At 62.7% G+C, this 15,862-nt stretch carries 11 protein-coding genes; 5 read left to right on the forward strand and 6 right to left on the reverse strand.

Features of this window, described 5'->3' with window-relative positions; all coding sequences use genetic code 11:
- From J2X11_RS07090 to J2X11_RS07100, 3 genes are read right to left on the reverse strand one after another with little or no spacing between them, the layout of a single operon-like run.
- The gene (locus J2X11_RS07090; RefSeq protein ID WP_309968557.1) at nucleotides 1-1,248 is read right to left on the reverse strand and encodes a CDP-glycerol glycerophosphotransferase family protein; all 1,248 of its coding nucleotides are present in this window, start codon (nucleotides 1,246-1,248) and stop codon (nucleotides 1-3) included.
- A complete protein-coding gene (glf, locus tag J2X11_RS07095) occupies nucleotides 1,202-2,395 on the reverse strand; it encodes a UDP-galactopyranose mutase (protein WP_309968561.1) in 1,194 nt (397 codons plus the stop codon). Before glf ends, J2X11_RS07090 begins: the two co-directional genes overlap by 47 nt.
- Complete coding sequence (locus tag J2X11_RS07100; protein WP_309968564.1) at nucleotides 2,385-3,353, reverse strand: glycosyltransferase; 969 nt, start codon at nucleotides 3,351-3,353, stop codon at nucleotides 2,385-2,387. The genes glf and J2X11_RS07100 overlap by 11 nt, the downstream gene beginning before the upstream one ends.
- Nucleotides 3,354-3,556: 203 nt before the next feature.
- On the opposite strand from J2X11_RS07100, the gene J2X11_RS07105 reads away from it, so the two are divergent.
- Entirely contained in the window at nucleotides 3,557-5,026 is a 1,470-nt protein-coding gene (locus J2X11_RS07105) for an endonuclease/exonuclease/phosphatase family protein (protein ID WP_309968568.1), read from the forward strand.
- A 9-nt stretch (nucleotides 5,027-5,035) separates the two neighbouring features.
- Here the strand turns inward: J2X11_RS07105 and J2X11_RS07110 are convergent, their stop codons facing one another.
- Nucleotides 5,036-6,718 carry a CDP-glycerol glycerophosphotransferase family protein gene (locus tag J2X11_RS07110; RefSeq protein WP_309968571.1) on the reverse strand — a complete coding sequence of 561 codons (1,683 nt, stop codon included), beginning with the start codon at nucleotides 6,716-6,718 and terminating at the stop codon, nucleotides 5,036-5,038.
- 107 nt (nucleotides 6,719-6,825) lie between these two features.
- On the reverse strand, nucleotides 6,826-7,359 hold the full coding sequence (locus tag J2X11_RS07115) for a hypothetical protein (protein ID WP_309968573.1): 534 nt from the start codon (nucleotides 7,357-7,359) through the stop codon (nucleotides 6,826-6,828).
- 147 nt (nucleotides 7,360-7,506) lie between these two features.
- On the opposite strand from J2X11_RS07115, the gene J2X11_RS07120 reads away from it, so the two are divergent.
- From J2X11_RS07120 to J2X11_RS07130, 3 genes are all read left to right on the forward strand, one after another.
- Nucleotides 7,507-8,856, forward strand: a complete 1,350-nt coding sequence (locus J2X11_RS07120; RefSeq protein WP_309968575.1) for a polysaccharide pyruvyl transferase family protein — start codon at nucleotides 7,507-7,509, stop codon at nucleotides 8,854-8,856.
- A 93-nt stretch (nucleotides 8,857-8,949) separates the two neighbouring features.
- Nucleotides 8,950-11,277 (forward strand): Ig-like domain-containing protein, encoded by a 2,328-nt coding sequence (locus J2X11_RS07125; RefSeq protein WP_309968578.1) that lies wholly within the window; start codon nucleotides 8,950-8,952, stop codon nucleotides 11,275-11,277.
- An 84-nt stretch (nucleotides 11,278-11,361) separates the two neighbouring features.
- Entirely contained in the window at nucleotides 11,362-12,759 is a 1,398-nt protein-coding gene (locus J2X11_RS07130) for a polysaccharide pyruvyl transferase family protein (RefSeq protein ID WP_309968580.1), read from the forward strand.
- Nucleotides 12,760-12,765: 6 nt separating this feature from the next.
- Here the strand turns inward: J2X11_RS07130 and J2X11_RS07135 are convergent, their stop codons facing one another.
- Nucleotides 12,766-14,349, reverse strand: coding sequence for a fibronectin type III domain-containing protein (locus J2X11_RS07135; protein ID WP_309968583.1), 1,584 nt, complete (start codon nucleotides 14,347-14,349; stop codon nucleotides 12,766-12,768).
- Nucleotides 14,350-14,506: 157 nt separating this feature from the next.
- Between J2X11_RS07135 and J2X11_RS07140 the strand changes: the two genes are divergently transcribed.
- Nucleotides 14,507-15,862, forward strand: coding sequence for a TrkH family potassium uptake protein (locus J2X11_RS07140; protein WP_309968586.1), 1,356 nt, complete (start codon nucleotides 14,507-14,509; stop codon nucleotides 15,860-15,862).

Below are 15,862 nucleotides of genomic sequence, written 5' to 3' on the forward strand. Positions count from 1 at the left end.
TTACGGTCCCGTTGCGCCGGTGATCTGCTTCTCGGCCCACTCGCGATCACGCAGTTCGATTGCGTTGGTGCAGGCCTCGACGAAGTTCTTGGTCGCCACACCTGGCTTCGGGTTGCCGAGGTAGTACGTGATGAGCTTCTTGCGCAGTGCCTTGGTCGGATCCTTCGTCAGCTGCTCCTCGACCTCGGCGGCAATGTCGTCCTTGGCCGACAGCTGAGGAACGATGATCATCAGCCGGCTCGGGGGATAGGGCACTGAGGGCGTCGTCACCAGCAGGGGCTTGCCAGTCGGCAGCCAGTTGAGCGTGACGGCGGAGACGTCGGTGATTAGCAGGTCGGCGTCTGCGAACGACTTCTCAAGCGGTACGTCAGTGTCGATGCGCTCGGCGAGCAGCCGCACGGCCTTGTCGACTTCGGCGTAGGACGGTCGGATGACACCGTTGAGCGGGTGCGGGCGATAGATCACCCGGTAGTGGCCCAGGAGCTGCTGCATGATCTTCTCGCCGTGAGTCTCGACCGACCCGTACGACACGGACGGCTGCGAGGCCTCCCACGTGGGCGCGTAGAGGACGGTCTGTCGGCCATCGGGCGACGGCTCACCCTCGAACTTCTCAGCGGCGTCGAGTTGCGGCTGGCCGATCAGCACGCTGCGGGCCTCCGCGTCGTACGACATGACCGCCGAGAGCGTACGGTCCAGCGCTGCCTGGCCGGCGAGGAAGCAGAAGTCGTACGCCTTGACCTGGTTGGAGACGGACACGCCCTTGTCGCTGTCGCCGTGACCGAGATAGACGTGCACCATCGAGCTGAAGCGGAGCGATTCGAAGTTGACGGGATCGTGGTTCACGTAGAGCGCGAGCTTGATCTCACTCAGCGACAGGATCTCGTCGAGCTGGCCGTAGCGGGCGAGCGTCACGCAGTCGAAGTCGGTCTCCTTGCGGACGACCTTGGCGGTGCGTGAGTCCTTGAAGACGCAGACGATGGGGTGGACCGCGTCGAGTGCCTTGAGAGCGTGGAACCAGGGGCGTAGCTGGTAGAGGCTGTCCTTGGCCGTCGGGAAGTAGACCATCACCTGCTGGGCGAACGGCTTGCCCAGACGGTCCTCGTCGGTGACCTTGTCGGGCATGCCGACCGGCAGGAAGCGCGAGCGGCGCAGGCGTTTGATCGCCCACAGCTGCAGGCGACGGGTCAGTCCGACGCGGGCCTCAGACGCCATCGTCGACCAGACCAGGTCCGTCGAGGGGCAAGCCATTGGTGAAGTGTGGGGCGAGTTTGTTGTCGTACATGCTGAGCGCCGCTCCGATGGCCATGTGCATGTCGAGGTACTGGTACGTGCCGAGCCTGCCGCCGAACAGCACGTTGGCTTCGTCCTTGGCCAGCTCGCGGTAGGACAGTAGTCGCTCGCGATCCTGAGGCGTGTTGACGGGGTAGTAGGGCTCGTCGGTGTGCTCCGCGAACCGGCTGAACTCCCGCATGATGATCGTCTTGTCATCCGGGTAGTCGCGTTCAGGGTGGAAATGGCGGAACTCATGGATGCGCGTGTAGTCGATCGACTCGTCGGCGTAGTTCATGACCGGCGTGCCCTGGAAGTCGCCGATCGGCAGCACTTCGGATTCGAAGTCGAGCGTGCGCCACGACAGGTCGCCATGCTTGAAGTCGAAGTAGCGGTCGATCGGGCCGGTGAAGACGACCGGGATCTGCCCGACGACGTCGGCCTTGTTCCACGGCTGCGACTCGTCGAAGAAGTCGGTGTCGAGGGTCACGGTGATGTTGGGGTGGTCTGCCATCTTCTCGAGCCATGCGGTGTAGCCGTCGACCGGCAGACCTTCGTACGTGTCCGAGAAGTAGCGGTTGTCGTACGTGTAGCGGACCGGGAGGCGGCTGATGATCTCCGCCGCCAGCTCCCGCGGGTCGGTCTGCCACTGCTTGGCCGTGTAGCCCTTGATGAACGCCTCGTAGAGGGGCTGGCCGATCAGCGAGATCGCCTTCTCCTCGAGGTTGGTCGGCTCACCCTCAAGCATGGCCGCCTGCTCGACGACCCACGCGCGTGCTTCTTCGGGCGTGTACGCAGCCCGTTGGAACTGGTTGATCGTGCCGAGGTTGATCGGCATCGGGAACACTTCGTCCTTGTACGTCGTGTAGACGTGATGCACGTATGGCGTGAAGTCAGTGAACTGGTTGACGTAGTCCCAGACCCGCTTGTTGGACGTGTGGAACAGGTGCGCACCGTAGCGGTGCACCTCGATGCCGGTCTCTGGATCGATCTCGCTGTAGGCGTTGCCGCCGATGTGATCGCGCCGGTCGATGACCTGGACCTTGAGGTCGAGCTCACGGGCGCAACGGTCCGCGATCGTCAGCCCGAAGAATCCCGAGCCGACGATGAGAAGGTCAGCGGTCATTAGTCAATTGTGCCGGTACGTCTGCGGGATCCATCGGACGCCACGTCTTGTCCCGCCACAGCGCCCGGTTGGCGCGGAAGCCACGGACAAGATCGCCGAAACCCTTGAGCGTGTGCTGGACGACGACCAGGCGGAAGATCTCCTTGGCGAAGGTCAGTGCCGTACCGAGGCCGAACCCGAAGCGGTTGAGCTTGCCGTACTCCCTGAAGTACTTGCCGACGTAGGCGCGGTTGCGGATGACGTGGAAGCGGAACAGTGGGCTGCCGTCGTTGAGGTGACGGATGCCGAGGTTGACCTGCTTCTGCTCACGCTTGCGCTTGAGGACGAACGCGTCGACGTAGACAACCTTCGTGTGCTGGGCTGCAAGCCACGCGTACGCGGCGTCGTCCCAGGAGATGAAGAAGCGCGGGTCGGGCAGGCCGATCTCGCGGACGATGTCGGCCTTGATGAGCATGCCCTCGAACGTGCCGGAGTTGGTGACCGCGAAGCCCTCGCGGTTGAACTGCTTGCCGCTGTAGGGGAGTGGCACTCCGAGGAACTCGTTGAACTTGGCCTGCCAGTAGAACGGGGTGCCGTCGAAGTCGTAGCGACGTCCGTGGATGACCTTGAACCGCTCCATCCATGGGGCGAACTGTTCGAGCGCGTCGGGGAGAATCTCGACATCGTCGTCCATCAGCCATACCCAGTCGGCGCCCAGTTCGAGCGCAACCTTGGTCCCTTCGCTAAATCCGCCGGACCCGCCGGTGTTAGTCTTGAGCTGGTGGTTGATAAGCATCCCTGCGGGGAAGCTGGTCGCCGCAGAGGCGAGTACGTCCTGGGTGTCGTCGGTGCTGGCGTTGTCGACGACGACGATCGCATGCGGGTCGGTCTCCATCGCCGCGGCACTGACAAGGAGGTCTTGGAGATATCCCGATCGATTGAACGTCACGATGACGATGGCGATCTTGGGGCGGTTCACCGGGACAGTCTATCGTCGCCGCTCGCGCACCCTTTCCCCGTGTCTGACGTGATCAGACGCCGCGATGCCGTCGCGTTGCACTCACGCACGTCCGGATCACGTACGTGGTGACCTCGCCGGGCCGTCGGCGCCACGTCCCCAAGGACCGTGGCTCGGCAAGCCGCAAAGCTTCGTCTCGTCTGAGTGGATCCCGCCGCCGCAGCGTGCGCCGTTCGAATCGGACACCCCAGATTGCGGGAGGCGTCGTACTCGCGATTGTCCTTCTGTCGTCGATCTGGTGGATTCCCAAGATCCTGGATTCCGGGCCGCCGTCGCCGAACGACGTACGGGTCGTGTCTGAGAGCACGAGCGCCGAGGCGCTGTGGGACCGAGGCTTGGCTGAGGCGTTCCGCGTGCAGTACTCGAAGAAGGTCGACTTCTCGGACGCGAAGACCGAGAAGGTCACGCGCAACCGCCTCTCGCTTCGTGCGCTGATCCCCGGCACCACCTACTTCTTGCGCGTCGTGGCGATCGACGACAAGGGCGACGCGAGCGACCCGAGCCGATTGGTCCGGTTCACCACCGCCTTCCCTTACAAGGCTCCCAAGCTGTCGCTGCCCAATGCGAAGTCGACCAACGTCACAGCGCGCTGGACGTCCGGCGTGAAGAAGGCTCGCTTCGAGGCTCAGATCGACAACAGCGAGAAGTTCAGCAGTCCCGTCGTGGTGCCAACGACCAAGCGCCAGAAGAAGCTGGCCACGCTTGAGCCCAACACGAGCTACGCCGTACGCGTTCGAGTCGTCAGCAAGGATGGCGGCCCGCTCAGCGCATGGTCGAAGACCCTGCAATCGACGACTGCCGCTTACGAGCCCATGGGTGTCGGCACCTACAACGTGCTCAAGTGGCGCAAGGGCAATTGGTCAGCACGACGCGCTGCCGTTGTTGACCTGATCAAGGACAGCCACCTTGACGTCGTAGGCCTCCAGGAGGCCGTGCCGTCCTACACACCGGGCGGTCCGCCGCAGTACCAGGACATCGTCAACCACCTGGGCTCCGATTGGGCAGTGACTCGATCGAACAAGAAGGGACCCACGGGGGAGACCCGCACGGTCTACAACACGACGAAGCTCAAGCAGGTGGCCGAGGGCTATCAGGCCTTGGCTGGCAGCTCACGATTCCGCGGCACGACCCGCTATCTCGCGTGGTCCGTCTTCGAGCAGCGCAGCACGGGCAAGCAGTTCATCTTCGCGAACACTCACCTCACGCCTGGCACGTCCGGCAGTGTCCGGGCGCAACACGCATCCGAGGCGCGCCAGATCGTGGCAGCGCTGAAGGCGGTCAACACCCACCACCTGCCCGTGATCTTGGTCGGCGACTTCAACTCAGGCGGCTCCCGGACCAAGAGCAACAGCATCTACGGCACAATCACCGGCGCCGGCTACATCGACCCACTCGTCCAATCGAAGAAGCTCGGAATGGCGGAGAAGGTTGTCGACGGCAACCTCACAACTTCGAACGGGCTGAACCGGACGGCGCCGCGCCGTTCCAATCCGGCATTCCTCGACCACATCTTTGTATCGAGAATGCGGGTCTCGCAGTTCCAGGTCGTCGCGAAGCTCGACTCGGCAGGCCGCTTCATCGGCACGATTCCCTCGGACCACAACCTGGTTCGGGCGACTGTCTACCTGCCGTAGGCGTTCGCGCTAGGCGAGGTAGCTTCTGCTGACCTCAAGGAAGCGCTCGGTGATCCGCTCAGGCGGAGTGTCGCTGAGGTAGTACGTGCGCAGCCCGTTGCGGGTCGAAGCATGCGAGTCTGGACCCAACATGTCGTCGAGCGCCTCGTCGAGTCCGCCGGCGACCTTCTTGACGACATCGATGACGTACGCGGCGCGTGCCAGCGGGAAACCTTCGAGGAACGCGTCTCCATGGGCCGACACAGCAGTCATCGCGAACGGCTTGCCCGAGATCAGGAAGTCCGAGGCGACACTCGACACGTCCGAGATCATCGCGTCACTGGCGTTGAAACAGTCGACCACTGACATCTCCGTCTCGGCTGCTGGGCCGAACACGTGCGCAGTTCCCGTGTCGCGCGAGTGCTGCTCCAGCAGAGCGATGATCTCGTCGCACGCGCGGGCGTTGCCTTTGTGTCGGCGACCGTACGGGTGCGGTCGGAACACGACGGTGCAGTCACGCGCGAGCAGGGCTTCGACGATCTTCTTGCCTGCAGACAACGAGCTGTAGTCGGAGTCTTCGTAGAAGCCCGACCAGGTGGGGCTGTAGAGAACTGTGGGCTTGTCGATCTCTGCAATCGGCTGGCCAGCCTGGTGCACGTGCTCAAGTTGGGGGCGTCCGACGATCTCGAACTGCTCCGGCAGGGTCGAGACCCCATGCTTGGCAAATCGGTCAATCGCGGCCTGACCTGCGACGAAGTTGCGGTCGTACTGGCGGAAAGTCGGGCTGACGCTGGCGATCTTGTCGCTGTCGCCGTGGTTCAGCTGGATATGCGTCAGATGCGTGAACCGGATCATGTGTGAGTTGCGTACGGCGGTGTTGGCGTAGAACACGGCCTTCATCGACGGGCAGATGACCGGATCGAGATCCTCGAGGCCAACCCGGAGGATCACGGGGGCCTTGGTCATCTTCGAAACCTCATGGAAGTTCGCGATCGTGCGGACGAGCACGAAATACGGGGCACCAATGCGGTCGAGGTACGGCAGCCACATCGTGGCTTGGTAGGCGGTGCCGGCCGGTGCCTGCCAGTGGAAGGCGAACGCCGGAGCGAGTTCGAGCATGATCTTCGGCAGTTCGCGCTCGAACCGGTTGCGACCAATCAGGTACGAGGCGGATTGTTTGCCGACCAACGTCGCCGCGCCGAGGGTGGCCACGGTCGCGACCGTCGCCGGAAGCTGGGACCAGTGGAACGCGGCCGACACCAAGAGCAGCAGTACGGCCGTCGTGGTCAGCGAGAAGTAGGCATTGGCGACAGGAGTCGACGGCAGCGCGACGTCCCGACCCGGGATGTTGGCGGACTGAGGAGTCGCGTTGATGACAGGGCGTCGTACGGCCCCTTCGACGACGATCAGGGCAAGAAGTACCGATGTCACCGCGACAACCCACCAGGAACGGTCGTGCGCGACCGTCAAAGCCAGCGCGGCCAAAGCGGTGGCGGCACGAGGAAGGGGCACTTTGCCCATCAACAAGGCTGGAGCCTCGCCAGAGCGTCTTGACTGAACTTCCTCGAGCACGACGTGTCCGATGATCAATACAGCCATGACAAGCACCGCTATGCGGGCGGTGGTCGAGGCGGGATAGCTGATCGCGATGGCGGCGGTGAGAACGCTCAGAAGATTGAGGACGGTCGTGAGGCCACCGAGGGCCCGCCCCATGTACCGGATTGATGAGAATCCAGAACGAAGTGAAGGCGGCATGGTGCCCTTTCTGCGGGGTATGGCGGGGAGATTGACAGCGTACTTGAGGAGATTCTTCCGTTGGCTCAGCGGCAGAACTTGGCAGATTTGGTCTGAATGGCGTCCATCGAGGCGTTGAGAGTCTCGAGGTTCACCGCGAGGGCTTTGAGGAGCTCGGGATCGTTGGAGTCGGCCGCCTTCTTGCCTTCACGGAGGAAGCCCAGGGCCTTGGCGTAGTCGTCCCTCAGACTCAGCGGAGCCACCCGTTCCGCCTTGCTGTAGCGAGAGAGGAGCTGGTCGAACAGCTTGGACAGCTCGGACGTATCCACGCCCTCCTCTTCCTTGTCGCCGGAGTCCGCCAAGCCACCCTTCTGCATCTGGCGGAACGCAGGACAGTACTTGTCCTTGTCAGGCGGGAGGCTGGACGGCGAGGCCTCGGCGGACGGTGCAGCAGAGGAGGAGCCAGCAGAGGGTGACTCAGCACTCGGCTTGCCGCCACCGTTGGAGTCGGCCGGAAGGACGAACAGTGCGGTCACCACGGCCGCTACAGCCACGAGGCTGGCACCCGCAATGGCGAGATCCCTCGGGGAGTCGAGCAGTCGACTCAACCACGCGGGCATATTCACCTCATTCGTACGTACGTCGCCGGGCCGATTGCCCGCCGACGCTCTCGCAAGCCTAGACTCCGCTGAAAGACGGAGCCAGTCGAGGTGCGCGCGGCTCGGGCGATGTGTGGCCCACGCTGTCCGAATGAGAGAATCATCGGCGTGCCCAGCGACAGTGAGGGAACCAGGGTGGACGACAACATCAAGCGTGAACAGATCCTGGTCCGTTCGTGCCAGTCGCCGACAGCCAATCTCGACCCACTGAAGTCGATCGGCTTCATCGGAAGCAACCAGGGCAATCTGCTCTACCAATTTTCAACGCACCGCGCCCTCGTGCGCGACGACGTCGACGTGCGGACCATCTCGTACGGCAAGTTCGGCAAGGGGCCGGTCGAAGAGCGTGCCGAGTGGATCAACTCCGAGTGTGACCGCCTGGTTCTGCCACTGTCGAGCTCATTTCGCCTTCAGAACCTCAAGAACCTCGACGCGTGGGCTGACCTGGTGGAACGTCTGACGGTCCCCGTGACGGTCGTGGGCATCGGCGCCCAGCTGCGTCTGCAGGACGTGCGCGACGGAACCTTCGTGCCGAGCCGGGTCACCGGTATCGCTGCCTCTGCGGCCGAGATTGCTGAGCACGAGGCGGCAGCTCGCCGGTTCGTGGCTGCAGTTCTCGACCGATCAGAGTCGATCGGCGTCCGAGGTGAGGTCAGCAAGAAGTACCTCGAATACCTCGGCTTTCCGGCCGACCGGATCGACATCATCGGATGCCCGTCCCTGTTCATGTGGGGCCCTGACTTCCGCATGCCGGAGAAGCCTGTACGCCTGGGCAAGCGTTCCAAAATGTCACTGTCGTTCGACCACCGCATCGCGTCGACGGCAGGGCTTCTCGACCGCACCATCACCGAGTACCCGAAGTCGAGCGTCTACATGCAGGAGACGATTGGCGCCAGGATGGTCATCACGGGCGAAGAGACTCGTGCGACGTGGCCCGGTGACCCGCGGTTCCCGGTGAAGACAGCCCATCGCGCCTACCGCGAACACCGTCTGGAGTACTTCCCGACTGCTTGGTCGTGGATCCGGCACATGGAGAGCTATGACTTCGCCTTCGGCCCGCGCCTGCACGGCACGGTGGCGGCGACACTGGCCGGAACCTCGGCACATCTGATGGTTCACGACTCGCGCACCCTCGAGGTAGCCCAGCATCACCACCTGCCGCACACCCTGATCGAAGACATGGGCCCCACCGCTTCGGCAGCTGAGGTCGCGTCGCGGCAGGACTACACGGCGTTCAACGAGGCTTATCGCGGCAATTTCGACCGTTTCACGGCCTTCCTGGCGCGCAACTCGCTCAAATCGGCCTACGAGGCGCCTGGTGAGGCGCTCGCCGCCTTCGACGCCTCGCTGGAGCAGCCAGCGCGTGCTCTGGGCGTAGTGAGCGACAAGACTCCGTCCGTGCCAGTACGCCGTCGGCTCAGCCTTGCAGCCAAGGCATTGCGCGGCCAGATCCGCTGATCGCGTGAGTGCCTCGTCACTCGCGACGTACGAAGGCCAGAAAGGTATGTATCCTGTTCGGGACGCTTTCGTCGATCAGGGGAAGTCATTTTCATGCCACGTAGGTTCTCGGTTTTCTGTGCCCTGGCACTTCTAGCGACGCTCCTGGTCCCGGCGGGCTTTCCCGCATCGGCCGATACGCAGCCGCGCGAGAACAATCGCTACGTCAATCTTGACGATCCCAACTCGTTCGATGCCATTCGTCCGGCCCCCAATGACGTGTCGTACCCGAACGGCCGTCGCGTGGAGATCTACGGCTCAGTCGGCGACAACGAGACCGGTATGGACTGGCGCACTGTCAACGCGTTTGCGTCACTCGTCAACTCGGTGCCGGCGGGCTATCACTCCTACACGACCCTGTTCAACAGTCTGTACGACGACAGGTCGGTCAGCAAGGCCGACCTTCCCGACGACACTGGCAACTACAAGTGGACCGTCACTCATCGTGACGAAGTGTTCTCCCCGACTGCGGCGTACATCAACCTAGCCAACAAGTACGACACCTACTCCGAGCGCAAGCAATACATCCACGTCCTTGGCGCCAAGGAGAGCATGAACGAGGCCTACGCGGCCAACAGCTCGCTGGCCCGCTTGGTTGAGAACGGTGCAGTCGACTACCGGGAGTGCGCAGGCGACGGAGGCTGCCTCTCTGGCCCCAACCACCTCATGCACTCCAAGTACGGCGCCTTCGAGAAGGCCAAAGACTCCGCAGGCAACATGCACGACAACGTCATCTGGATGACATCGTCGAACCTCAACGGCTCGAGCGGCTCCAAGAAGGCCAACATCAGCATCGCGATCTACGACGATGAAGAAGCGTTCAAGGCCATCCGAGATGGCATCTACGCTCCGTCGATCCAGGTCGCCAACGGAATGTCTCCCTCCGCCGCGATCAACGGCAACCCGCGCTACAAGGCTGCGATCACCGTTGACCCGGCAACGGGCGTTATTGCGGGTATGCCGACCGACTCGGGCATCACGCTGCTCCCGTCGCCCAGGCGTGTCACCAACGCTTCGGAGCACACCGACCAGACCGATGTTGAGGCAGCGTTCCTCAACAAGCAGGCGGACGACAACCTCGCCAAGCCAGGCTGCAAGGTCTATGCAGTGCATTCGCTGTTCAACAGCACGCGAGCGGGAGTCCTCGACGGACTCCTCCGGCTCAAGAACCAGAGCTGCGACATCAAGATCGTGCTCGGCGACAACGCGATCTCCGACATCGTCGACGGCTACTTCAACATGAGCGAAGACCTTCGCGAATTGATCGGCAAGGTCGAATTCGCCAACGTGCACGACAAGACTCTGAGCTACAAGTACGGCGGCAACGCCACTGCATTCGGCGGCGCTTCGAACTTCACCGGCACCAGCCTGGAGTACGACGAGCTGGCCTGGCGGGCCAACGACACCGGCATCACTGACTCGGTCCAAGAGCACTCGGAGCGGATCTACCAGCTTGCCCGCGGTCAGGTGACCTGGACAGCGCCTACCTCGGTCGCCATCAGCCCTTCCAGCACTCTGAAGGTCCAGACCGGCGATCACATTCGACTCGGCGCCAACCCGTCCCCGAACAACGCGCTGATCACCAACACGTCGTGGGTCTCGGACAATCCCTCGATCGCTTCGGTGAACCCAACCACTGGCGTCCTCACGGGTGTTGCGGATGGCGTTACCACGATCCATGCGACTGTGACGTCGCCACCGTCGACCACGTCGGGGCCCATCCAGAAGTCCAAGACAGCCACCGTCACGGTCGGGGCTGGCCTCGCGTCGTCCTCAGGCGGCGGCACTCGTGCCAACGTTCCGCCGACGCTCACCATGGACAACAAGCAGGCCTACGGCGACAAGACCGACATTGTCGTCACCTGGGGCTACGGCAAGCAGAACTACAGCGGCATCGTGAAGCTGCAGTACTACTCGGGCGGCTGGAAGTCGTACGACAAGGACATCACTGTCAGCAACGGCAAGGGCCACCTCTCAGCTGCGATGTCGAGCAGCAAGACTTGGCGCGCCTACGGCGCCCGACTCGACAAGATCGACGGCGTCGATGTACCCAACCTGACGTCCAAGGCGATGTCGAACTGGAGCATCAACACGGTCCGTCAGCATCCCTACAGCTCCACACCGCGCCTGTACGCGACCACGATGGTCAAGAGCGGTAGCAAGATCCCGTTCCTGATCTCCTGGGACCGTGGCGGAGGGGTCTTCCGTCTGCAGCAGCGTGGATCGTCGGGACCGTGGAAGACGCACGCGGTCTATTCGATACCAAGCGGCAAGAACGAAGAGTTCATCATCGTTCCGGTTCTCAACACGAAGTACTGGCGGATCGCCACCAGCACGGGCACTACCAAGGTCTCCAACACCGTCAAGGTCGCGGCGAAGTAGCCTTTGACGCGCGGCGTCTTTGACCCGGTAGGTCACCGCAGCGCCCGCTAGCGGGCTCTCCGATTCAACTGAGAAGAAGTTCAAGTGAAGCGAATTCTGGTGCGATCCCCGAAGGATCCGTTCCACGTCATCAGTCCTGAGCAGGCGCTCGCCCTTTATCCGAAGGGTGTCTTCGGCCGCAACGTGGGCAACATGATCTTCACTGAATCGATGCACCGGCTGATCACGGTTCCGGACGCGGACGTCGTCTCAGACTCGTTCCTCAGCGAGCGACTGGCCGATTCTCGTTCGCATGCCAAGCGCATCAACGAAGAGTTCGACCAGTTCGTGATTCCGCTGGCCAACGCTTTCCGACCGTCGTTCTATCGCAATCTGAAGCAGATGACGCAGCTCATCGAGCGACTGAAGATCCCTGTTGTGGTCGCGGGAGTGGGCGTTGCAGGCGGAACAGGAAGCCTCGACAACCCGTTCCCCAACAACCCGCCCGAGGTCACCGCGAACATCGAGCGGTTCCTGAAGGCAGTGCTCGACCGGTCTTCCACGATCGGCGTACGCGGGGAGACCACTCGCGAATATCTGGCAAGTCTTGGCTTCGGAGACGAGCACGTTGAGGTCGTCGGTTGCCCCTCGCTCTTCCGTCGCGGTGCAGACCTGCGTGTCGACAAGAAGGTCGACCACCTCACCGAAGACAGCCACTTCACGATGAATCTGTCGCCGTACGTCCCGATCATGGACGAGTTGTCGATACGTCACGCGGCGAAGTACCCCCACATGACGTACATCCCGCAGGGCCACGACTCGCTCGAGATGCTGCTCTGGGGCGTCGATCGCCGTCCGAACAAGCGCCCGGACCTGCCGGCACACACGACTCACCCGCTCTACCGCGCCAACCGCATGCGCTTCTTCGTCGACCCGTCGACGTGGAACGACTACCTCGCCGAGCGGGAGTTCTCCTTCGGAACCCGCATTCACGGCAACATTGCCGCGATCCTGGCCGGAACGCCTGCACACGTCCTCGCCCACGACGCGCGCACTCTTGAGCTCGCCCGCTATCACGAGATCCCGCACACGCTCGTGCCGAACCTTCCTGAGAAGCCGGACGCCGCCGATCTGTACGACCAGACCGACTACACCGCGTTCAATGACGGACATCTCGCCCGTTGGGAGAAGTTCGCTCGGTTCCTCGAGAAGAACGGCGTCGAGCATGTCTACGAGGCCGGCAAAGCCAACCCGGAGTACGACAAGCAGATTGCCAAGGCTGATTTCCCAGGACCGGTCGAGACGCTGTTCGCAGAGTCTGAATCGGCCCACGACGCGATGATCAAGCGCGTTGCCGAGGTCTACAAGGCAGCGGGCGAGGCGACTCTCCAGCGCCGGCACAAGCCGAAGTACCCGTTTGCTCCCAAGAAGCAGTTGCTCCGGGAGTCGAAGGCACTACGCCCGCTCGTACCGATCGCCAAGAAGATCCTGCGTCGTTCTTGACTCCTGCTACGGCAGGTGGATCGTCATCTGCATCATGTTGTGGTCCGAGGGGATCGTGCCCACAAAGGACCCAGTGGTGTCGAGGTTGAGTACCTGACGCCATACTGCGACTCGAATGCTCGGAGACGTGTACATGTAGTCGATGTGGGTGCCGTTGGGGAAGGACGACAGCAGCGCCTTCCTCTCCAACTTGTTGGCGCTGCTGTACTGCGCGTTGACGATGTGCTCGGCTGTCGCATTCTCGCCTGAGAACCAGTTGGCGACCGAGTTGTCGATTGGGTCGATGTAGCCGGCGCCGGTGAACGTCTTGTACTGGCCGTTGTTGGGCTCTGCCGTGCGGCTTGTGTTCATGTCGCCGACGATGATCGTCGGCCGCCCGTTGGCGTTGTCCTCGACCAGGTCGAGGATGTCCTGGGCCTGGTGGATGCGCACGGCGTTGAGCTCGGGGGTAGTGGTGCCGGGCTCGAGGTGCGTGGAGACGACAAAGAATGACTTGTCGCTGATCTTGTCCTTCAAGATCGCCCAGACGGCGTAACGCTCGGCGGCACCGTCTTCAAACAGCATCTTGATGCCGGACTTCACCTTGGTGAGGCGCTCGGTGTTGTACGCGAGTTGAGTACCGCTGGATCCGGAGCCGCTCGTGACATATGCGTACGGGTCGCCCATCAGGTCCATGAGGTCGGCGTACTGCTTCTTGCCATTGACGCCGTACGTGGTGGGAATGGCTTCCTGGATGCCGATGACGTCGGGAGCCGTGGTGAGGATGTTGGTCGCGACCGCCTTGCGGCGAGCGGTCCAGTCAGCGTCGGAGTACTTCTTGCGGATGTTGTAGGTGGCGACTGATAGCCCAGGGGAGGGCGTGCTCTCGAGCGTCGCCTCTGAAGGGCCGAGCTCGCCGTACGGGCTCGCGCCCTTGCCGAGGGAGTCGATGACGCGCGGCCGGAAGTAGTAGGTCTTGCCCGGTGTCAGTCCCTTGAGGGTGACGGCAGGCCTATCGGTCTTGACCGATGACCATTTCGTGACCGACTTGTCGGGATTGGGTGTGAAGCGCAGGAGGTAGGAATAGCCCGGCCCGCGATCACTCCACGACACGTGCAGCGAGGTGCTGCCACCGGCTGTTGCCTTGACCTTGACGGGCTTGAGTTCGGGCAGCGCTGTCGTGGGGAGGGTGACAGCAAGGGTGCTGCTGTAGTTGCTGAGGGAGTCGCGGTCGCTGCTGTCTGCTGCTCGCTTGATGGCCTTAACCTGGAAGTAGTAGGTCTTGCCCGGTGTCAGACGTGGTGCGCGCGCCGACGGGCTGGCGTCGGTGCGGGTCCACTCGTAATAGTTGTCCAGGACGTCCCAGGCCTCAGGGGAGCTCATCGATGAGCTCGTCGACATGCGTACGCGGTAAGCGCCTTGGCCGGTGTTGCTCCATTTGAGGGCAACGCCCTTGGACGCAACGTCGACTGCCTTCAGGCCGGTTGGGGCGTCGATCGCCTGTGCAGCTCCACCGGTGACGACGGCACCGCTCATCAACAGCGCAACAGAGCCGACGAACACGCCGACGCGTGCTCGCAGTCGTGACGAAGTCGAAGGTGAACGTGTCATGTCAGATGACTCCCTAGGCGCGGACCGAGTTCCGTGCGTCCACGTGCAAAATCGATCTACGAACGCGGCAGACATAAAAAGTTACCATCTGTCCCGCTGATCCCGTAAGTCCCACGCGCCACTCTTGTCACAGTAAATTTTGGGGTAGCGTCGTGCCGTGCTCCGCACCATGAGGCTGAAGATGCCGGCTTCGATCTCCCACCCCGTACGTCTGCTGCCGCTGACATTCTTCGCCTTGATCGTCCTGGGCACCCTGCTTCTGCTGCTGCCGGTCGCCCGGGAGGGCGCGGGGTCTCCGAGTTTCATGGCGGCGTTCTTCACGTCAGCGTCGGCAGTGACCGTCACCGGCCTGGCGACGGTCGACACGTCGTCATACTGGTCGCCCACGGGGCAGGGCATCATCCTGGTTCTGGTCGAGATCGGTGGTCTCGGCATCATCGCGCTCGCCACGATCCTCGGTTTGTTCATCGGTGGACGACTCGGCCTGCGTACGCGACTCGTCGCCCAGGCGGACATGCACGTCGTCAATATCGGCGAAGTGCGACCGCTCTTCAAACGTGTCGCGTTCACGATGCTGTTCTTCCAGACCGTCACTGCCATCGTGCTCACGTTGCGCTATCGCGGTGCGTACTTCAGCGATCTGCCGACTGCAATCTGGCACGGGGTGTTCGACGCCGTCATGGCGTTCAACAACGCGGGCTTCTCGCTCAACCGCGACAGTCTGGTGGGCTATGCCGGCGACGGCCTCATCATCATCCCGATCTCGATCGCAGTGTTCGTCGGCGCGATCGGCTTCCCGGTGCTCGCCGAGCTGTTCCAGGAATGGCGTAGACCCGCTCAGTGGACGATTCATACCCGGCTCACGGTCTGGGGCTCGTTCGGACTGCTCTTCGTCGGTGCCGCAGCCTTCCTCCTATTGGAGTGGAACAACCCCAACACCCTCGGCGGCGGCGGATTCGGGCACAAACTGGTGACCGGTATCGAGGGCGGGATCATGCCCCGTTCGGGTGGACTCAACAGCTTCGACTGGGGAGAGGTACGTCCCGAGACGCTCAACATCGGAGTCATCCTGATGTTCATCGGCGGCGGCAGCGCCAGTACGGCCGGTGGAATCAAGATCACCACCTTCCTGCTGCTCGCCTACGTCATCTGGGCGGAGTTGCGCGGTGATCCCGAAATCAGGATCGGCTCACGCTCGATTGGTCCTCGCGTCGTACGTACGGCGATCACGATCGCCCTGCTTGCCGTGATGCTGGTGACGGTCACGACGTTCCTCGTCATGCTGATGACCGATTTCGACTTCGACGAAGTTCTGTTCGAGTGCACGTCCGCGTTTGCGACTGTGGGACTGAGCACGGGCATCACACCTGATCTGCCCGCAAACGCACAGATCGTCATCATCGTGCTGATGTTCCTCGGTCGTGTCGGTACGATCGCTGCGGCTGGAGCGCTCGTGCTCCGGCGTAGGATTCCGCGGTATCACCTTCCCGAGGAGCAACCGATCATTGGCTAG

The organism is Aeromicrobium panaciterrae (assembly GCF_031457275.1).
GTDB lineage: Bacteria > Actinomycetota > Actinomycetes > Propionibacteriales > Nocardioidaceae > Aeromicrobium > Aeromicrobium panaciterrae_A.